Source organism: Pseudomonas bijieensis, assembly GCF_013347965.1.
Lineage (GTDB): Bacteria > Pseudomonadota > Gammaproteobacteria > Pseudomonadales > Pseudomonadaceae > Aquipseudomonas > Aquipseudomonas bijieensis.
Genome location: NZ_CP048810.1, coordinates 2,492,280 through 2,513,295, shown reverse-complemented (window position 1 = coordinate 2,513,295; position 21,016 = coordinate 2,492,280). Strand labels below are relative to the sequence as shown.

13 protein-coding genes and 2 pseudogenes are annotated in these 21,016 nt (G+C 57.1%); 8 read left to right on the top strand and 7 right to left on the bottom strand.

The window, feature by feature from the left end; translation table 11 throughout:
* The first annotated feature begins 1 nt into the window (after position 1).
* Entirely contained in the window at positions 2-12,892 is a 12,891-nt protein-coding gene (locus tag GN234_RS10800) for a two-partner secretion domain-containing protein (RefSeq protein ID WP_176688453.1), read from the top strand.
* A complete protein-coding gene (locus GN234_RS10795) occupies positions 12,893-13,240 on the top strand; it encodes a DUF3969 family protein (protein WP_176688452.1) in 348 nt (115 codons plus the stop codon).
* Between the two features lie 75 nt (positions 13,241-13,315).
* Here GN234_RS10795 and GN234_RS10790 read toward each other — a convergent pair.
* Positions 13,316-13,549, bottom strand: a pseudogene (locus GN234_RS10790) (IS4 family transposase); the annotation flags it as partial.
* A 177-nt stretch (positions 13,550-13,726) separates the two neighbouring features.
* Between GN234_RS10790 and GN234_RS10785 the strand changes: the two are divergent.
* From GN234_RS10785 to GN234_RS10770, 4 genes are all read left to right on the top strand, one after another.
* Entirely contained in the window at positions 13,727-14,056 is a 330-nt protein-coding gene (locus GN234_RS10785) for a hypothetical protein (RefSeq protein ID WP_176688450.1), read from the top strand.
* A gap of 335 nt (positions 14,057-14,391) precedes the next feature.
* On the top strand, positions 14,392-14,604 hold the full coding sequence (locus GN234_RS10780) for a hypothetical protein (RefSeq protein ID WP_176688449.1): 213 nt from the start codon (positions 14,392-14,394) through the stop codon (positions 14,602-14,604).
* Positions 14,583-14,936, top strand: a complete 354-nt coding sequence (locus GN234_RS10775; RefSeq protein ID WP_233459543.1) for a hypothetical protein — start codon at positions 14,583-14,585, stop codon at positions 14,934-14,936. The genes GN234_RS10780 and GN234_RS10775 overlap by 22 nt, the downstream gene beginning before the upstream one ends.
* A gap of 151 nt (positions 14,937-15,087) precedes the next feature.
* Entirely contained in the window at positions 15,088-15,351 is a 264-nt protein-coding gene (locus GN234_RS10770) for a hypothetical protein (RefSeq protein WP_176688448.1), read from the top strand.
* A gap of 28 nt (positions 15,352-15,379) precedes the next feature.
* Here GN234_RS10770 and GN234_RS10765 read toward each other — a convergent pair.
* The 3 genes and pseudogenes from GN234_RS10765 to GN234_RS10755 form a co-directional block, all read right to left on the bottom strand.
* Positions 15,380-15,520 (bottom strand): annotated as a pseudogene (locus GN234_RS10765) (helix-turn-helix domain-containing protein); the annotation flags it as partial.
* 53 nt (positions 15,521-15,573) lie between these two features.
* Positions 15,574-15,846: a hypothetical protein gene (locus GN234_RS10760; RefSeq protein WP_176688447.1), complete on the bottom strand. Its 273-nt coding sequence runs from the start codon at positions 15,844-15,846 to the stop codon at positions 15,574-15,576.
* 251 nt (positions 15,847-16,097) lie between these two features.
* Positions 16,098-16,829: a DUF899 domain-containing protein gene (locus GN234_RS10755; protein WP_176688446.1), complete on the bottom strand. Its 732-nt coding sequence runs from the start codon at positions 16,827-16,829 to the stop codon at positions 16,098-16,100.
* 184 nt (positions 16,830-17,013) lie between these two features.
* Between GN234_RS10755 and GN234_RS10750 the strand changes: the two genes are divergently transcribed.
* Positions 17,014-17,406, top strand: coding sequence for a transcriptional regulator (locus tag GN234_RS10750; RefSeq protein WP_176688445.1), 393 nt, complete (start codon positions 17,014-17,016; stop codon positions 17,404-17,406).
* Between the two features lie 142 nt (positions 17,407-17,548).
* Here the strand turns inward: GN234_RS10750 and GN234_RS10745 are convergent, their stop codons facing one another.
* The 3 genes from GN234_RS10745 to GN234_RS10735 all read right to left on the bottom strand — a co-directional run bounded on the left by GN234_RS10745 (position 17,549) and on the right by GN234_RS10735 (position 19,594).
* On the bottom strand, positions 17,549-18,415 hold the full coding sequence (locus GN234_RS10745; RefSeq protein ID WP_176688444.1) for a DUF6279 family lipoprotein: 867 nt from the start codon (positions 18,413-18,415) through the stop codon (positions 17,549-17,551).
* A gap of 81 nt (positions 18,416-18,496) precedes the next feature.
* Positions 18,497-19,213, bottom strand: coding sequence for a TorF family putative porin (locus GN234_RS10740; protein ID WP_109755811.1), 717 nt, complete (start codon positions 19,211-19,213; stop codon positions 18,497-18,499).
* 192 nt (positions 19,214-19,405) lie between these two features.
* Positions 19,406-19,594, bottom strand: a complete 189-nt coding sequence (locus tag GN234_RS10735; protein WP_172436054.1) for a hypothetical protein — start codon at positions 19,592-19,594, stop codon at positions 19,406-19,408.
* Between the two features lie 339 nt (positions 19,595-19,933).
* On the opposite strand from GN234_RS10735, the gene GN234_RS10730 reads away from it, so the two are divergent.
* Positions 19,934-20,770, top strand: a complete 837-nt coding sequence (locus GN234_RS10730) for a CvfB family protein (protein WP_109755810.1) — start codon at positions 19,934-19,936, stop codon at positions 20,768-20,770.
* The last annotated feature ends 246 nt before the right edge of the window (positions 20,771-21,016 follow it).

The window sequence follows — 21,016 nt, the reverse complement described above, 5'->3', positions numbered from 1 at the left end:
CATGGACGATCGCCAATACACTTTCCTGGCCCGCCAACCCTCCGCTGCCCTGCAACCCCGCGAGCAGTTCTGGGGCATGCCCAAGCGCGGCCTGGCGTTCCTGTTGGCCAACGTCATGTTCTGGCAACCGATGTGGGCCCAGGCCGACGGTATCGTGGTCAGTGCGCCGGGCACCGGCCTCGATCGGGCGGGCAACGGCGTACCCATCGTCAATATCGCCAGGCCCAATGGCAACGGCCTGTCTCACAACCAGTTCACGGATTACAACGTCGGCAGCAACGGCGTGATCCTCAACAACGCCACCGCCCGCACCCAGTCCACGCAGTTGGGCGGGATCATCCTCGGCAACCCGAACCTCAACGGCGTGGCCGCCTCCACCATCCTCAACGAAGTCAACGGCGGCAACCCCAGCCAACTGCGTGGCTACACCGAAGTGGCGGGGCAATCGGCGCGGGTGATTGTTGCCAACCCCTACGGCATCACCTGTAACGGCTGCGGTTTTATCAACAGCCCGAAAGTGACCTTGAGCACCGGCAAACCGATCGTGGAAAACGGCCGGCTGGATCGTTATCAAGTCGACCAGGGCAGCGTTGCCATTGAAGGCGTAGGCCTCAACGCCAACAACGTCGATCACTTCGAAATCATCACCCGCAGCGCCAAGATCAACGCCGAGATACAGGCCAAGAACCTGACCATCGTCGCCGGGCGCAACGACGTCAACGCCGACACCCTCAACGCCACTGCCCGCGCCGACGACGGCAGTGCCAAACCACAACTGGCCATCGACTCCTCGGCCCTGGGCGGCATGTACGCGGGCGCCATCAAACTGGTGGGCACCGAGGCCGGCGTCGGGGTGAAGCTGGACGGCAAACTGATCGCCAGCGGCGGCGACATCCAACTCGATGCCAACGGCCGCCTGAGCCTGGCCGAGACCTCGGCCAGCGGCGCCATCAACGTCAAAGCCGCCAGCCTCGACGCCCAGGGCGCGGTCTACGCTGGCACCACCTTGAACGCCCAGACCCAGGGCAACCTGAGCAACCAGCAAACCCTCGCGGCGCGGGACAGCATCACCCTGAACGCGGGTGGGCAGTTGACCAACAACGGCATCATCGAAGCCGGGGTCAAGGCTGATAACACCCGTAACGCAACCGGTGATGTGAGCCTGACGGCGCAGAACCTCGGTAACAGCGGCAGCGTTATTGCCAGCCGCAACCTGACGGCCAATGTTGCACAGACGTTGAGCAACCAGGGCGGGACCTTGAGCGCTGGACAAACCGGCACGGTAAAAGCCGCGACCCTGGACAACCAGAACAAGGGACGGGTGTTGAGCAGCGGCACCCTGGATGTCACCGCCGATAAGCTCATCAACGCTCAGGGCCTGGTCAGCAGCAATGGCAACCTCACGGCCCATGTCGGGCAACTGAACAACAGCAGCGGCGAACTCAACAGCTTGAGTAACGTTAAGTTGCGCGTTGCGTCTTTGGATAACGTTGCGGGTTTGGTGGCGGCGGGGCAAGGACTGGATATCAATGCCAGTGGCCGGGTGAACAATAGAGGCGGGCGGCTTACCGCAAGCAAGAGCGTCCAGCTGAATGTCGGGTCGCTGGATAACACGGCAGGTCGCTTGCTCAGTGACGGCGCGCTCACCGCAAGCATCTCGGCGCAGTTGCTCAACCAGGCCGGGTTGCTGTCATCGGCCGGGCTGCTGACCCTCAACGCGGCGAGTCTGGACAACCGGCAGAGCGGCGTCGTCACCACAACCCAGGCCGCCAGCCTCAGCGTAGGCATGCTGGATAACCGAGGCGGCGAAGTGTCGAGCCAGGGTGTCCTGGCGCTGACCGGCACCGAACTGGACAACAGCAACAGCGGCAAAGTGATTGCCTATGGCGACCTGCGCCTGACGCTCGAACGCTTGATCAACCAGAGTAAAGGATTGGTCTCCACTCGTACCGCCCTGACTATCAACGCGGGTCAAGTGGATAACCGCCAGGGATCGCTGTATGCCCGACAAGGGTTGAATCTGGACCTGCGCGGTCAATTGCTCAACGCCCAGGGCAGTGTGAAAAGCGACACCACGGCCAGCGTCAAAGCGGCCGAGATGAACAACGACGCCGGTCAGCTATCCAGTATCGGCGCACTGGCCATCGACAGCGCCTCAACCCTGAGCAACCTGGGTGGTAGCGTAATCAGCGGCGATACGCTGCTATTGAAGGCCGGCCAGGTGAATAACGCCGGCGGTCGCATCGCCAGCGCTAAAGCCTTGGATGCCAGCGTCAGCGGTCTGGATCAACAGAACGGTCAATTGGTCAGCAACACCAGTCTTTCCCTCGACCTTAACCATGGGCAGTTGAACAACCAGGGCGGATTGATCAATGCCCCAGGCAGTCTGCTGCTGAAAAACCTCGCAGCAGTGAACAACCGTGACGGCGAGATTTCCAGCGACCAGGCCTTCAGCCTGAACGCCACGAGCCTGGACAACAGCGCCGGTTCGATTGCCAGCAAGCAAAGCCTCAATCTGGTCGTTGCCCAGGCCTTGAACAACACCAAAGGCCTGATCTCGGCCCATGGCCTTGAGGTACGTGCCGCCAGCCTGGACAACGGCGGCGGTACCCTGGGCAGCGATGCCGACCTGACCGTGAATGTCGACGGGACCCTGACCAACCTCAATGGCGAAATTTCCAGCGCGGGCCTGACCCGGCTCAACGCGATGGCGCTGAATAACGGCAATGGCCAAGTCCTGGGCGACAACGCTTTGAACATTACCCTCGGCGGTGCGCTGGACAACCGCCAGGGTGTGCTGGGTTCGGGCAAGGCCGTGGATATCCAGGCGGCCAGCCTGAACAACAGCAATGGCGGGCAAGTGATCAGCGACGGCACCCTGACCGCGCGCATCAGCGGTCTTCTGAATAATCAGGGCCTGGGCGAAGTGGCGGCCAAAGGCGCACTCGACCTGCAAACCGGCGCCCTCGACAACCGTAGCGGTCGCCTGTCCGGCAATGACCTGCTGACGTTGCACAGCGATTCGCTCGACAACCGGGGCGGGAATATCCGTGCCGACAAGACGCTGCAATTGACGGTTGATCAGATGGACAACCGGAGCAACGGCATCATCGCCGGCAAGGCTGGCACCTACTTCGAAGGCTCGCGTCTGGACAACAGCGGCGGCCTGCTGACAAGCGCAGGTCCGCTGACCTTGAAGGCCGGCGAAGTGCAGAACGGCCTCGGGCGCATCTCCAGCCAAACCGACCTCACTGCCGTTATCGATACCCTGCAACAACAGGGCGGTGCGCTGGTGGCCCAAGGCAACCTGAGCCTGACCGGCAGCACACTGGATAACCGCAACGGCGGTTTGGTCGGCAGCACAAAAGCGCTGGATTTGCAGGTTGGGCAGATCGATAACCGGGCGGGCGAATTGTCCGCAGGGCTTGGCGTGAAGGTTGGCGGTCAACGGCTGGACAACAGCGCTGGCGGCAAACTCATCGCCGGCACCGATCTGGAATTGAAAGTCGCTCAACTCATCAACCAGAGCAAGGGGTTGATCCACGCTCAAGGCAACATGACGCTCAGCGGCGGCACGCTGGACAACACCGATGGCGCGCTCGCTAGCCTCAACGGCCTGGTGATCACTCTCGATAACGCACTGTTGAACAGCAAAGGCTTGATCAGCAGCGAAGGTGAACTGAGCGTCAACGCGAGCAGCCTCGATAACTCCGCTGGCAGCTTGGGCAGCGCCGGGGCGTTGTCGATCGTGAGCAGTGGCGGGCTGAGCAACCAGGGTGGCTCCATCAGCACCGATGCCGCCCTGACCCTCAAAAGCGCCAGCCTGGACAACAGCCAGAAGGGCCTGATTTCGGGCAACGCCGCAACCCAAATCACCACCGGTGCTTTCGACAATAGCCAGGGCGGGCGCCTGACCTCAGGCAATACCCTCAAGCTCAACGCCACGCAGGTGAATAACGCCGCCGGCCGCATCGCCAGCAGCCAAGCCTTGACCGCCTCGGTCACCGGGCTGGATCAACAGCAAGGGGAACTGTTCAGCAACACCCGCCTGAGCCTGGACATGAACCAGGGCCAACTGAACAACCAGGCGGGCCTGATCAACGCCTCGGGTGCGTTGCTGCTGAGCAACCTCAAGGACGTCAACAACCAGAACGGTGAAATCTCCAGCCAGCAAGCCTTTACGCTGGCGGTGCAAAACCTTGATAACAGTGGCGGTAAATTGCTGAGCAACCAAGGCCTGGTGCTGAGAACCGCCCAGGTACTCAACAACGCCCGCGGCGTGATCTCGGCAACGTCCGTGGACAGTCGCAGCGACAGCCTGGACAACCGCGATGGCCTGATCAGCAGTCGCGACCGTCTCGATCTGAATGTGGCAACCGTTCTCGACAACCAGCGCGGCTCGTTGATTGCCGACGGTGCGCTGCTGCTGGTTGCTGATCGTCTGGACAATCGTGCCGGGAATATCGCCGGCAAGACCGGGCTCGATGCCACCCTCGACAGTTTCGATAACCGCCAGGGCGCGCTGATCAGCACCGATGCCTTGACGCTGAAAGCCGCCAGCCTCGACAACCGTCAGGCCGGTTTGATCGGCGCGACAAAAGCGCTGGATCTCGACGTTGACGATCTCGACAACCGAGGCGGTGAACTGTCGGGCAACGCGGACGTCACGCTGGTCAGCCAGAACTTCGACAACAGCGACGGCGGCCAGGTGTTCGCCGGGCAAGCGCTGAAGTTGACCGTGGACAAACTGCTCAACCGCAGCAAAGGCCTGCTCAGTGCCAAGACTCAATTGAGCCTCGATGGCGGTTCCCTGGACAACAGCGGCGGTTACCTGGTCAGCCAGCAGAACCAGCGCGTCAGCCTGAGCCGCGATCTGGATAACACCCAAGGCCAGCTCAGCAGCGAAGGCACGCTGAATGTCAGCGCCGCCAACCTGACCAACACCGGCGGCAGCCTGTCCAGCGCGGCGGACCTGACCGTGAACAGCCTGGGGCGTCTCGACAACCAGGGTGGCGAACTGGTCACCGACGGTGCGTTGCTGCTCACAAGCGCGGCACTGGACAATCGTCAGCAGGGCAACATCAGCGGCAAAGGTGCGGTGAATGTCACCACCGGTGCGTTCGACAACAGCCAGAAGGGGCGGCTCAACAGTGGCAGCACGCTGAACCTCACGGCTGCCCAAGTCACCAACCAGGACGGCGGACGCATCGGCAGCCAAGGCGCGTTGACCGCATCGGTTTCCGGCCTGGATCAACAGGGCGGTCAACTGTTCAGCAACACTTCGCTGAGCCTGGACATGAACAATGGCCAGCTCAACAACCAGAGCGGCTTGATCAACGCCCCCGGCGCGTTGCTGCTGAACAACCTCAACGGCGTGAACAACCAGGGCGGCGAAATCTCCAGCGCCCAGGCGTTCACCCTGGCGGCGAACAACCTCAACAACGACACCGGCCGGCTGCTCAGCAACCAGGGCCTGACCCTGCGCATCGCCCAGGCCTTGAACAACGTCAAAGGCATGATCGGCGCGGCCACCCTCGACGCCCGGGCGCAAAGCCTGAACAACAACGGCGGTACCCTCACCAGTCGCGCTAACCTCGACCTGACGACGGTTGGACAACTGGATAACCAGGCTCAAGGCCTGATCAGCGCCGCGCAACGGCTGACACTCAACAGCGGCGACCTGAACAACCAGGGCGGCAGCGTGCTGGCGGGCGGCGCTTTGGTCCTCAACGCGATGGCCCTGAACAACAGCGCCAATGGCCTTATCAATGCCCAGGAGAATCTCACCCTCGACGCCGATTCGCTGGACTCCAGCAACGGCGGTGAAGTGTCGGCCAAGGGCGACATGAACCTGACCCTGGCGGCACTCAGCCAAAACGGCGGTCGCCTGCTGGGCGAGAAAGCCCTCACGCTGAACCTCGGCGGCCATGACCTGAACAACCGCAATGGCCTGATCACCGCCAAAGGTCCGCTGACCCTCAATGGCTTGCGCGACCTGAACAACCAGGGCGGTGAAGTTTCCAGCAGCCAGAGCTTCACCCTGGCCGGGCGCACCCTCGACAACACGGGCGGCAAGCTGATCAGCAGCCAGAGCCTGGGCCTTAACGGCGGCACGTTGGTCAACCAGAACGGCTTGATCTCCGGCTGGCAAGGGCTTCAGGTCAACGGCACCAGCCTCGACAACCGCAACAGCGGCACGCTTTCCAGCCGCAATGGTGACGTCGGCGTCACCCTCGGCGGAGCGCTGCTCAACAGCGGTGCCGGAGCCTTGGTCGGCCAGAACAAACTGACCGTCAGCGCCGCCAGCCTGGACAACAGCGGCGGCATTCTGTCCAGCGGCAGCGACCAGACCCTGACCGTCACTGGCGGCTTGCTGAACAACGCCCAAGGCGGCCTGATCGACAGCGGCGCGACCCTGGTCATGAACGCCATGACCCTGGGCAACGCTGGCGGCACCGTCAACGCGCAAAAAGCCGTGAGCTTCACCGGCACCTCCCTGGACAACAGCGGCGGCAACCTGATCGGCAACGCCGCCGTGACCCTGGACCTGCTCGGCGCCCTGACCAACACCAACGGCAAGATCGCCAGCGTCGGCCCGCTGCGGGTCGAACGCGCCACGCAAATCAACAACCAGGGCGGCCAACTCGCCAGCCAAGGTCTGTTGACCTTGCTCACCGGCGGCCTGGACAACCGCAATCGCGGCACTGTCGCGGCTAATGATCTGTTGGTCTTGAACGCAACCGGCGCCGTGCAGAACGACGCCGATGGCCTGATCTACAGCCAGAACGGTGGCGTGCAAATCGATGCGGCCAGTCTTGGCAACGGTAAGGGTGTGGTGCAAAGCCAGGGTGATCTGACGCTCACCGTAAGTGGCGATGTCGACAACCAAAGCGGCCGGCTCCAAGCCAAGGCCGGCGACGTGACCGTAACGGGCCGCCATTTCGATAACCGTGGCGGCGTCCTTGCCAGCCTGCAAGGTTTGCTCACCACACAACTGACCGGCGTGCTGAAAAACGGCTACGACCTGAACAACAACCGCCAGGGCGGCATCACCCAGGCCCAACGCCTGAGCCTGACCGCACGGGGCGGAGTCGATAACTACGGCGGACGCATTTCCGCACAGACCGGCGACGCCACCGTCATCACCGGCAACTTCGACAACCGCAACGGTGGGTTGTACGCCAAGGGCAAGGTCAACGTCACCGGCGCCAATTTCGATAACAGTGGTGATAACGATGGTCAGATCGCGGGTAGCCAGATCGATCTGGACCTGAGCGGCGCTTTGAACAACCGCCTGGGCATCATCGAAAGCGACAGTACCTTGGCGATCAAAGCCGCCAGCCTGGATAACCAGACCGGTCAGTTGCGTGCCTTGGGCAGCAGTGGCAAGACCAACTTCCAGATCGGTGGGCTGTTCGATAACCGTAACGGCACCCTGGAAACCGCCAACAGTGACCTGACCCTCAACGCCACGAGCTTCCAGAACTTGGGCGGCAGCTTGTTGCATGTGGGCGGCGGCGTCTTTGACATCTCCACGGCCAACATCACCAACGCCGGTGGCAGCCTTGTCACGCGCGGGGGGCTGACGCTGACTGCCGATAGCTGGACCAACAGCAGCGTGATCCAGGCGGGGCGGCTGACTGTCAACGTCAACAACCTGAGCCAGACCAGCACTGGGCAATTGCTGGCATCCAGCAGTCTGGTGGGCAGCGGGGTCAACTGGAGCAACGAGGGGCTGATTGCCAGTGATGGCTCCATTAGCCTAACGTTGGGCGGCAACTACGGTGGCAACGGACGAATGTCGAGCCTCGGTGGTCTTGCCTTGACGGCGGCGCAACTGAATCTGAATGCGGCTTCCAGCATCGCCGGTGGCGGTGACTCTACGGTAAACATCGGCGGACAACTGACCAATGCTGGGCGTCTGACTTCCAATGCAAACCTGACCATTCAGGCCGGGAGCCTCGTCAATTATGGAACGCTGGGTTCCGCCCGGAACCTCACTCTGAAAACCCCTTCGCTGCTCAATGATCGTGGGCTGGTATTTAGCGGCGCTGACATGACGCTGGGCGTCGCTGACTTCACCAACCAAAAGGGGAACCTATACGGGCTTGGTAATGTTGTAATCGGTGGTTATGGCGCAGCCGCACGAGCTGCTGGTGTTCACAACGTTTCCGGCGCAATGGAAAGTGGTGGCGCATTCACGTTAAACGCTGATGTATTTCAGAATCGTACCGAGGGCGAAGTGGCTTCTGGTGGCCGCAAGCTGATCTCAGGTTTTATCGCCAATATATGTAACGACTGCCGGGGGGACTATTTCACATTTACATTGGCTGCTCGCGAGGTGTTCGAAAGCATCGACAACGACACCAGTGCCTCCGCGCAGCTCTTCGCCGGTAAGGATTTCGTTTTTCAGGGCGGGTCTTTTCTCAATAGCAAAAGCACCGTGAGCGCTGCTGGCAATATCAATATCACGGCTGACAGTTTTCAAAACATTGGCGCACAGAATGGGACCATCGAGCGCACGCGCAGTTATCAGGTCGCGGGCATGAGTGACGGTAATACTGACCGGTTTTTTACCAATGTCTTGACGCCTTACAACCAACGAAACAACCCTGATTTCCCTTATGTGTATTACCTCGACCTGGACGGTGGCATTCACAAAGCCATACCTAAATCTGGCCGTGAGAGAGAGGGCGGACGAGAGGGGGAGTCGTACGAAGTAGTGTCTCTCAAGGACAGTGAAACCGGAGCAGTTGTCAGCGCTCGCTTTGGTTACAACATTGTATTGCCCGGATTGAAGTATGGCTTCGAAACGTCAATGTCATCCCAGTACGATCCGAATAACCTGCTTGAGCTGCCGAACCTGGACCAGTACAAGTTGCTCAGTGACATCGAAATCGCCAAGGACAGTTCCGGGGCCGTTAGTACGGTCGGCAGTCGCAACGCCGTTGTCCAGGCGGGTGGCAATGTCTCGATCTCGGCCACCCAGGATCTGCAGAACAGTGTCATCCATCAGGACTACAACACTGCCGGTGGTGCGAACAAAGTCGCGGATACCAGGGCAAACGGTACCGGGACTACCGTGGTCAGGATCAACAGTCAGCTGCCTCCTGATCTTGCCCAGCAGCAAGTCAACCCACTGAGTTTGCCTGGCTTTACCTTGCCAACGGGGCAAAACGGCCTGTTTCGCTTGAGCGGCCAGGGTGGGTCGGCTCAACAGGTAACCCTGGCCAGCGGCGGGCCACAAAACTGGAGCATGAGCAGCGCCTCGATCAGCGCTGCCCAGCGCCAACAAGACCTGCCTGATACTCAGGCTCGAAGCGTTCAGGTCGGTGCTGTTGCCCCGGTGGCAACCACTGATCGGCAACTGGCCCTGATCAGTCGTCAAACCAACAACGGTAATGTGAGCGCCAGTGCGCTCAATGTCAGCGCCCCCGTCGAAACCGGCCACTCCCTTCCAATGCCGAGCCGCAACAGCGGTTCCGGCGGCATCACCGAAGTAGGGACCGTGAACGTCGATGGCTCCAGCGGGAACCCGGCGACCAACGTCGTCCCGTTCGTGGGCAATACAGCAGCCGTTGCCCCAGTGGCCAGTCAGACACTCGAGCGGGTTCAGGGACTGCCGGACACCTCGTTCCAATCCAACCCGCAGAAATACCTCATCGAAACCAACCCGGTGCTGACCGAGTTGAAACAGTTCATGAGCTCGGACTACCTGCTCTCCAACCTGGGTTACAACCCCGACGAGAGCCAGAAGCGTCTGGGTGATGGCCTATTCGAACAGCGCCTGATCCAGCAAGCGGTCGTCGCTCGCACCGGCCAGCGCTTCATTGACGGCCAGACCTCCGACGACGCGATGTTCAAGTACCTGATGAACAATGCCATCGCCAGCAAACAGCAACTCGGTTTGTCGATGGGCGTAACGCTGACTTCAGAGCAAGTCGCGGCGCTGACTCACGACATCGTCTGGCTCGAAGAGCACGAAGTGAATGGAGAAAAAGTCTTGGTGCCGGTGCTCTACCTGGCTCAGGCCAACAACCGCCTGGCACCTACTGGGGCATTAATTGCCGGTCAGGACGTGACGCTGATCGCCGGTAAAGATCTGATCAACGCTGGTACGCTCCGGGCAACCCACAACCTGTCCGCCATGGCAGGCCAAAACATCGCCAGCAGTGGATTGATCGAAGCCGGAAACCGTCTCGATTTGCTAGCCGGCAACACTATAGTCAATACCGCTGGCGGCATCATTTCTGGGCGTGACATCAGCATGAATACGGTGTCGGGGGACATCGTCAATGAGCGCACTGTTACCACTGCAAATTACAGCCGGCGGCAGGATTACATGGACAGCGCCGCACGCATCGAGGCTGCTAATGATCTGAACATGGGCGCCGGTCGGGACTATAAAAATATTGGCAGCGTCACGGTCAGTGGTCGCGATACCCGGATCGATGCCGGTCGGGATGCCAGCATTGTCTCGGCACAACAGGAAAGCTCCAGCAATATCGGTGCTCGCAAAAGCTCGGTGACGCAGTTTGGTTCGAGCGCGGAAGCGGGTCGCGACATCATTGTTAGCGCCGCCCGAGACTTCAACGCCGTCGCCAGTCAGATCAGCGCTGATCGCAATGTCGCGCTGGCCGCAGGAGAAGATATGACAGTCTCCTCCGGGGCCGATGAAACCCATTTTTACTCCAAGACGAAAAAAGTCACGATCCAGGAAGACCACGTCAAACAGATCGGCAGTTCCATCAGCGCTGGCGAGGATGTCACGATGAGCGCAGGTAAGGACCTGGCGCTTATCTCCAGCCGCATTAGCGCGGGCGACGAAGCTTATCTTGTGGCTGGCGAGAAACTTGGGGTGCTGGCTGCACAAGACAGTGATTATTCACTGTATGACAAAAAGAAAAAGGGTAGTTGGGGGAAAAAGCAGACTCAGCACGATGAGGTCACGAAGGTCACTAATGTGAGCAGTCAGATCACCACCGGGGGGGATCTGACGTTGGTCAGTGGGAGTGACCAGCATTATCAGGCTGCGAAGCTGAACAGTGGCGATGACATTACGGTGCAGAGCGGCGGTTCGATTACTTTCGAAGGGGTGAAAGACCTCCATCAAGAAACCCACGAAAAAACCAACAACAGCGCTTTTTGGGTCTCGTCCAAAGGCAAAGGAAACACTGACGAAACCTTGCGCCAGACCCAGATGGTGGCCGCTGGCAACATCATGATCAAAGCCGTCGATGGCCTCCAAATCGACGTCAAGCAGGTCAATCAGGAAACGGTCAGCCAATCCATCGATGCGATGGTCAAGGCCGATCCGAAATTGGCCTGGCTGAAAGAGGCCGAAGCACGGGGGGATGTGGATTGGCGGCAAGTGAAAGAGATTCACGAGTCGTTCAAGTACAACAATTCCGGGCTGGGTCCTGCTTCGCAGCTCATCATTGCCATTTTGATGTCGTTCGTTATGGGGCCGGCAGGGCTGGGCGTGGTGGGCGCTGGTGCCGGTGGCGCTGTTGCCACCAGTCTGGCGACTACTGCGGTAACCAGCACCATCAACAATAAAGGCAACCTGGGGGCTGCGCTTAAGGAAACGTTTAGTTCGGACAGCCTGAAGGGGGCCGCTATTGCGGGGGTTACCGCTGGCGTACTCAATTATGCGGACAGCAATTGGTTCTCCGCCGCGTCGCAAGGTCCAAAAAACGCCAACCTGCTTACCAGCACTAACTTCACCGATGTTGCTATCCGAACGGGTGGCCGTGCGGTGCTCTCTAGTGGAATCTCAACTGCCATTGGGGGCGGCAGTTTTGGTGACAACCTGGGGGCGGCGTTGTTGGGGGAGGCCGGCAATGTGGCCATGGCCACGGGATTCAAATGGGTTGGCGATACCATCAAGTTCCCCGATGGCGGCCTTCAGAAAATCGTTGCCCACGCGATCATGGGAGGGCTACTGGCTGAACTGACGGGGAGTGATTTCAAGACAGGTGCGGTCGCCGCTGGTTTGAACGAAGCGCTGATTCCCGGCATGACCAAAATTGCGAACGGGAACGACGAGCTGCAAGTGGTGCTGTCGCAGCTAACGGGTTTGTTGGCGGCAGCTGCGGTCGGAGGCGATCTGGATACAGGCTCGAAGATTGCCGAGAACGCGACCACCTACAACTATCTGTTTCACGCGGAACTGGTCGAAAGAGAACAGAAGCTGAATGCTTGCACGTCGCCAGCCGAGTGCCAGTCCATCCGGGATTATTACAACAATCTTGATGCTACCCGCAACAAAGAGTTTGGACAGTACTGCCGACAAAACCCAGCAGGGTGCGCGAACGTTACGCAGCAGTTAGCAGACGAGATTCCTGCAAATGAGAAATTGCTGGAGGAGGTCAGGGTTTCCGGTAGCGAAAGCAGTTTTGCGCATTCGATACAACTTTGGCTGTCCGCACAGAATAACCAGCAAGCCATTAATACCAGCATTGCAGAGAAGTCGCGGTCTGAAAATGGCGAGGTAGTGGGGCTGCTGACGGACGTTGCTTTGGATGCGCTGTATCCGGGGACGGATCTGTTCTCGTCGACTGCTGGGGGGAAGGGTGGTACAACCGGGGTTAAGGTCGGTATTGTAGGGGGAGACGATAAAAATTCTGGAATTAGAAATGTATACGAATCAATAAGGAAAGCTCCTCAGTACCCAGAAGGTTTTCGGGAAAAAAATGGTGGGACGACAAAAAATGTTGTGAATAATATGGCCGTCCTAGATGACTTACGTAAGGTTGAACCAGGTAAATGGACGAAAGTCTATAAGGATGGCTTCTCTTCGGATGGATCTAGAGTCTCGGTTCATTATTTTCAGAGCGAGAGTGGAAAGGTTTTTAATGTGAAGACTAAACCCGGTTGGAGCAATAACTAAATGAAAGATATGTCTTTAGTATTGGAAGTTTTTGAGGCTGAAGAGGCAGCTAGATTTTTATCTGCTTTGTCGATAGGGCTATTGATTTCTGTGCAAAATGGCACGATGTCTCTGGAAGAGGCTGAAAGGCTTCTTTTTTCACCAAGGAATTCGAGAATTCTGAGAGAGAAGGGTATCTCTCCAGAGCTTAGTAGATTGGTGATGGATTGCTGTGAGTTAGAGGATGTGCTTAGTTTAGTTCCTTCAGAATTTAATAATAGCCTTCAGATGGTATTGGACAGATTTATATCTTTTTTAAAGTCTTCGAAAGTTAGAGAAACAGATTTGAATTTTTTAGAAATACGATAGAGATAAGAAAAAAAGGGACAGATTTGAAAGGGAACCGGGGGAACCGGGGACAGACCCTGAGGGATCCCCACAAATCTACTCCAAGCTCTGCGCCTGATGATGCACCTCATCGCGCAGAGCCTGCTCCAGTTTTTCTAAATGCTCTCGTCCGCCAAAATCCGTACAGCAACGCCAATACTCCAGCCCTAAACGCCACAACGAAAGCACTCGCCGATCTTTAAGACTGTTGCTTTGATAGCGCTGTTCCAATTTGCTTTCACGCGCCTGTAGCCCTATCAGGAAGATGAGGTAATTGGTCAGAGCCGCAATCGACCCCTCAGGGTCTGTCTCCGTTATTTGTCTTTGTATTTGTCTTTGGATAATCATACATAATGATCATTTGGAGGTTTTTGATAGGTTTGGTAACGTGAGATTTGTATTGAGTTTGGATGGCTCGATAAATGCAGATGAGACAAAAAAAGCTGTGGCGGCTGGGAGGAAATTGAGATGAGCGATTTGGAAGAGTTAAAGGGCGTAATTGTCAAGCTGATGGAAGCGAAGGAAGGAGGGGGCGAGGGAGCAGATTGGGTTGCTGATTATAGCTTGAATTGGGATGCTGAGTTTCTAGAAAGGTTCGAAGAAGGCAAGAAATGCATTGCTAAGGCTTTGGAGTCACTAGAGAGAGAAGATGATGTTGGATTGATTGTGGCAATAATTTTAGGGCGCACGAGATTTCTAGATCTTTCAAATTTTTTTAGGGATATATATGATGATCTTGATGTTCTGGCAAAACACCCGTCGTGGCCAAAAATTCCAGATGATTACAGATGTGATTGAGAGGGAAAGGATCCCTCAGGGTCAAACCGAATAAACGGGGACAGACCACGATTAGGGGTTGACCGGTAGCAGTCTAGTATTTTAATAGTGGTCTGTCCCCGAATTCTCTATCAGCAGGACAGCAATATCTGGGTCCTGGGTATAGGGAAATCGGTAAGCCTGGTTCTGGTGTGTTCCATAGCGCGGATGGTACAAGAGAATTCCGTATCGATTCAGGATCTATATCAGGAGCACACGCTCCAGGAGTTCCGCACGTGCATTTTGGAGTTAAAAATCCTGTGACTGGAAGTTATATATCTAATAATCATGTTCCCTACGTGGATTAGGATGTAATTATGTCTATAATTCGAAAGGGTGTAGTTGTTAGTGGTGAGTATCTAGGTTGGAAAATATTTGTTGATGATGATCGCGATGGAGGCACCGGTGGGTATTATTTATTCTTGGAAAAAAATGAAGGTGAAGGATTCGATTATTGGTTTGAGCATGAAACGGGACTTCAAGCCCAATTAGTCGATTTTGATGTTGAGTGGATGGCCTCATCCTCCTGAAAAGTGGATTGGAAGGTGTAAACCTTATTCAGTACGGGTTAGTGAAATATATAAAACTGATGGCGGATTATCAGTGCTTTCCTATTTGGAATATGTTGCCTGGTGATTATCGGGATATGGATCCTTGTGAACTCCCTATCTCTAAAGAGCTTCAGGTGAGAATATTAAAATGGGCCGCCATTTATGATGAGACGTTGGATGCTGATTATCCACCAAACTCCGGGTTTAAGAGTGAGAAGTTGGAGCGTGAGTTTAGGCGAGAGGGGGAGCGGTTAGTCATGATGTTGAGAGAAGAACTGGGGGCGGATTTCTCTGTTGTGCTTAAAGTTTAAAGTGGGGTGGGGATAGACCATGTTATCAAATAAAAAAAGAAAATGGGAAAAGGGGATAGATTTGAATGGCACTTACTTAACATGTTTGGCGTGCCCATTTTAGCAGTCCCCCTTTTTAGCACCTTTTCGCTTCCAAAGTGATGGAGGGACTATGGTCAACGACGGTTTGGTTGAGCGGTTTATCGTTCAAGAATTAAGTCCCCATGTTCGCAAGGTTTTAAAGGAGGCTCTTCAGCAAAGAGCTGGCTCCGATAAAATTCTAGCTAGGCAGTGTGAATTTAATTGCTTTGATATTGAATTTGATTTTTTAAAAGATGTGGTTGTCGTTCAAGATGTTCTTGGCTCAGGGGAAGAGAGTAGTGTGGAAATGCCGATTTCAGACTTTGTTATTCTCTGTGGTCTGAATGAGCGTTAAGGGGCTGTGCGCTATTAATAATGTGCTTCCTGGCGCGTGCGACCACTTCCATTGCTTTGGCGATATAGTTTGCATCACCGGTTTCCAGGGCATCTCTCATAAATTCCTCAATGGCCTCTGGAGTGCTGAGGTATTCCGCGGGGTCAAACTCTGTAAAAGTCTCAATCATTTTGTACTTTCCATGTTTATGAAAACGGACGACCCAGAGGTCGCCCGTTTTCATTATTCAGCTGCCTGTGCCCGCAACCGCCTCCCAATCACGTCCATCACATCACACCCATCACGCAACGCTATTGTCAGCATCTTGCAAAAGTCTGAAAGCACCACCGTATCGGAGCTGATATCCGAACGGAACGCGATATTTTCCAGTAACTGGGTCACCGTGCGGATGCGGTAGTCGGCGGTTTCGAAGAGAACATCGAGCGGGGCTTCGGTGTCGATGAGCAGGGTGGCTGGGATGCAGTCGATTCCGGTGATTGGCATGTATTTGGTCATAAGCAGAGCCTCGAAAGTTGATGAGTCTCTCTGTAGATCGGGTCGCCAAACCCGGTCGCCTTTTTGGGTGACGAGGGACTATAGGGCGATCCGCTCTTGAGCTACAAGACACCGCTTTCCGAGCTTCATGTAGGACCTTTGGCCTGGAAGTTGTCGGCTTTGGTTCAGGCAACGCAGGCGACTGCTGCGCAGTCGAGCGGGAGCAAGCTCCCTCGCCACGGGGATCGCGCTCGACTGGGCGGGTTGGCGTATCAGCCATGGCAGCAGCCATGGGGCTTGGCCTCTTCGTATTTATCGTGATGCCGCACCCAGTCCATGATTTCGTCTTCGTTGCGGCCCTTGGGCGTCAGGTCGAGGTAGTTGTAGGTGCCGACCAATATGTCCAGGCCGCGGGCATAGGTGGAGTAGGTGTGGAAGATGTCACCGGCTGCGTTGCGATAGAAGACGCTCAGGCCGGGGAGTTCGCCTTCGGTGGTGTCGGTTTTTTCGTAGTTGTAGGTAGCTTGTCCGCCAGCGGTGTCTTCGGTTTTGAAGCTGACCCCGAAGTCGTAGTTGAAGTCGCAGCCGTTTGACGAGACCCAATCGAATTTCCAGCCCATGCGGCGTTTGAAGGCTTGGAATTCGGCGAACGGGGCGCGGGAGACGGCCACCACGGCCACGTCATGGTGGGCCAGGTGTTGGTTGGCGCCGTCGATGTGGTCGGACAGGAACGAGCAGCCTTGGCAGCCTTCGGTCCAGCCGGGGCCGAACATGAAGTGGTAGACGATCAGTTGGCTGCGGCCGCCGGACAGGTCGGCCAGGCTCAGTTCGCCGTGGGGGCCTTGGAAGCGGTAGGGTTTGTCGATTTTTACCCAGGGCAGGGCGCGGCGTTCGGCGCTGAGTTTGTCCCGTTCGCGAGTGAAGGCTTTTTCGTGGGCCAGGTGTTGGCGGCGGGCGGCGAGCCATTCTTCCCGCGAGACGACTGGATGCTTCTCTACGTTCATGGTGATTTCTCCTGTGGCTGAGCTGCGAAATCGGCTTTCAACAGGTGGTCGTTTGGCCTTGGCGCAATTCGACAGGCCGTTGGTCGGCTTGAGGCCGAGACCGCCTGGAAACCCGGCTGAACGGCGACGCAGCGCCTCGGTCACACCTTAAGTAGGCATCTCACTCTTTGGAGGATGGACCAGGATGACGACTTATAACTGGGACTTGATCGAACGGTTGTTGCACGAAGTGCAGAACGGCGCCGGCCACAGCTTTACCCCTCGGCCTTATGCGGAGCAGTACGCGGCAGAGAAGGCCGCCGCAGGCGAGGCGATCGAGAACCTCGATCATCTGAAAGCGGTCGCCGGGGAGTACGAAAAGTTGTTGCTGGAGCGTAGCTATATCGAGCCGCGGCCGGAGGAAGAGGGCGGTAATGGCGAGAACTTTGTGCTGACACCGCGTGGCTCGCGGTTGTTGAGCCTGATCGACAGCAGCATTCCGGGCAATGATCATCCGCGTCAGGTGTTGGATGAGCAGGAAGATGCGCTGGATGAGTTTACCTTTGATGATTTGGCTTCGAAGGCGCAGATTGCCTGACAGGTCTGCATCGATTCCTGATGTGGGAGCGAGCCTGCTCGCAATAGCGGCCTGACAGTCATAGATAAGTTGCCTGTCGGAATGCTATCGCGAGCAGGCTCGCTCCCACATAGGATCTCTGTGTTTTCAAGTTCGTGCTTATTCAGCTTTGTGCCGCTTTCAGGCACTTCAAGTCAGTGAAGTCCTTCTTCACTCCGTCGATTTTCTTCAGCAGCCGTTCGCGCTGGGCCGGAGTGCTTTCGGCCATCAGGTCCACCAGGAGGCTGCGGGCCTGGGCTTCGGTTTTGCTGAAGGCCTCGCGGTAGGCGGGGGTCCAGAGGCTTTCGCGGTTGACCAGCAGTTGCTCGATGCGTTTGGGGAAGTCGGGGCTGTGGCGTTGGGCCACGGCTTCGCTGAACTGGTTTTGCCAGTGGGCGCGGTTGGCGATCCATTGCTGGTTCTGGTCGCCCAGGGCAGTGGACCAGGCCATTACCCGTTGGCGCTGGGCGTCGTTGAGTGGGCCGAGCCAGTCGTCCAGGCGTTTGACCATGCGTTCGCTGCGCTCCTGGATCTGTTCCTGCAACGTCGGCTTGAGGTATTGCTGCTGGCGTTTGCGCTGGTCCTTGACGAAGGCTGCGTCCATGTCGTCGACCTGGTCGTCGCTCAAGCCTTGCAGCAGTTCAATGGCCGAGGGGGTGATTTCCCGGGCGGTCTCGGCGATGGCGGCCTTGGCTTCCCGGGTACGCTGTTGCAGGGCTTCGTCGGTCACCTGGTCGGTTTGCACCATGGTCTTGAGGCGATCCAGCCAGTCGAGGTAGCCGGGCAGTTGCGTGGTGCAATGCCAGCTCAGGTGCTCCTTGAGGCGTTCGTTGAACCAGTCTTTTTTCTCGCCGTTGATCTCCAGGTAGTCGTTGAGGGTCCAGGGGATGATCAGGTCGAGGTTGCGGTAGGCCAGGCCTACACGGCTGCAGGCGGTAAGCGTCAGCAGCAGGGCGATGAACATGGCAGTGCGAGTCAACCAGCGCGGCATGAGCGAGTCCTTGCGAAGGCGTAGGTGCTTTGTTTGAGCATGGCAGGCGCGCGGCAGTTCAGCCGATCAAATAAGTAACGCTTAGTAAAAAGGATGGGCCATCTTGAGGGTCAGCAGGCTGTCGCATTCGCTGTTGTGGCCGGAGTATGCCGAGCAACTGCTGCCGCTGAGGCTTGAGTCGCTGTAGATCAGGTCCAGGTCGATGCCCTTCCATGGCCGGGAAATTTTCAATGACCAGTCGCTGAAACTGCCTACATAGCCGTTCTCGACCGAGACCGGTGTATTGAGTTGGTGGGTGGTGTATTTGGCGCTGATGCCAATGCCGAACGGCACGTTGCCGCCCAGGTCGGCAAACAGCGTGCTGTTCTGTTTGTCCGGATCGTTGCTCAGGGCCGCGCCGAAACGGCTGCCGAGCACGGTCAGGCCGCCGTAGAACTCCTGGCTATCGAGGGTATCGGCGGTGGGATAGCTGTAGTGGATCAGGCCGACCTCGTAGCCCAGGGTCTGGTCGAAGGGTTGTTTAAAGCCCATGTAGGAATCGACTTCCAGTTCGGTGGAAGGTGTGAGGCCGGCGCTGGGTGACCATTGGCCGACGTACCAGCCGCTGTCGTGGCTCAGGTCCAGGCCGCCATGAAACGAACCGGTGCTCGACGGCGTGACCAAACCTTCGGCCATGCTGCGGCTGGGCGTGGTGCCGAGTTTGAGGTCGAAGTCGCCGAGTTCGCGTTGGAACACCTGCCCCTGAGCGAGGGAACATGTCAGTAGGCTGATCATCAGCAGAACGATAGAGCTGCGCATGCTTCCTCCATGAATAGCGAGAAGCAGGATCGGTATTAAGCTGAAACGCTTGAGCTAGAGAGGTGAAAGCATACCGGCGAATGCTCGGCAGCGAAGGCCGTTCGTCGATTCATGGGAAATGGGTGGGGCGGGGAGGGTTCCAGTCCAAGCGCTTCGAAGTTCAAAGCGCCTTGGGACCAGGTGACACGCAGGTTACTTCTTGCCCAGGCTGATCTGCTTGGACGGGCCGAATGTCTGGCCGCTGACGCCTTTGGCAATTTGCTGGATCTCACCGCCGGACTTGAGGAACGCAGCGATCTGATCGTTGATCGACTCGCTGGTTTCAACGGCTGGAGCTGGCTTCGATTTGCTGTTGGATGCTTTTACGCGCATGACGACCATTAACCTGTAAATAATTAATTGGGCCAGGCATCGTACAGTAAATACTTGACAATTGCTTGGCAAATATCCTTCTCAATTATCGCTATGGTGACGGCAATAATGCGCGATTACCCTGCAATTATTGCCCTAAGCCTCTGTTTTAAATAACAACCGTGAAAGAAATAGGGTGCTGATGGCGAGCGGTATGCACCGTCGCCGGCCTGACGAATGGCCGTGTGCCGGGGGAAAACCCAGGAAAATCAATGATTGCGCAGGGGCTTGCCGGCAAACCTTGCTGGCGGCCACGAATCGCGCTGCAAAACCGGGTAGAATGCCGCCCACGCAATGAGGGTATTGGAAATGGCTTTAGTCGGGCGCTACAACAGTTTGCAAGTGGTTAAACACACTAACTTCGGTTTATATCTGGACGGCGGTGCGGACGGCGAAATCCTGCTGCCCAACCGATATATTCCCAAGGATATTCCCAGTGAAGATGAAGATTGGCTCAATGTTTTCATTTATCTGGACAGCGACGACAAACTGATCGCCACCACGGAAAAACCAAAAGTGCAGGTGGGTGAGTTCGCCAGCCTGAAAGTGGTCGAGGTCAACAGCATCGGCGTGTTCCTGGACTGGGGCCTGCCCAAGGATCTGCTGCTGCCGTATTCCGAAGAAAAGCGCCAGATGACCGCTGGCGAATACTGCGTGGTGCATGTCTACCTCGACAAACACACCCGTCGCATCACCGCCACGGCGCGCCTGGATCGTTATCTGGACAAGACCCCGGCCAACTACACGCCAGGGCAGGAAGTGGATTTGTTGGTCGCCGAAGCCACCGACATGGGGTTCAAGGCGATCATCAATAACAAGCATTGGGGCTTGATCCACAAGAACGAAATCTTCAAGTTCATGCGCGCCGGCAAACAGGAAAAAGGCTTCATCAAGGAAATCCGCCCGGACGGCAAGATCAGCCTGAGCTTGCAGCCGGTGGGCCAGGAAGCCGCCACCAGCCTGAACGCCAAGATCCTCGCCAAGTTGCGCGAGAACAACGGCACGCTGGCAGTCAGCGACAAGAGCGACCCGGCGCTGATCAGCAGCCTGTTTGGCGTGAGCAAGGGCAACTTCAAGAAAGCCATTGGCGCGCTGTACAAGAATGGGCAGATTGTCATTCATGCTGATCGCATTGAGTTGAGCTGATCTTCAGCCGAGCCACAGCATCGGTGGCAAGTAAGGGTTTATGTGGCCAGGGAGGCCAGCTGTGGGAGCAAGGCTTGCCCGCGATGAAGGCGATGCGGTCTTTTCTGAAACCGAGGCGCCTGTTTCGCGAGCAAGCTTTGCTCCCACATAATAGCGACGTACTGCGACTTCCCTCTGTATACAAAACCCTGCACCTTTAGCATGCATCCGCGCCCTGTTCGTGGGCGCATGTCTGCTCTTGCTCGC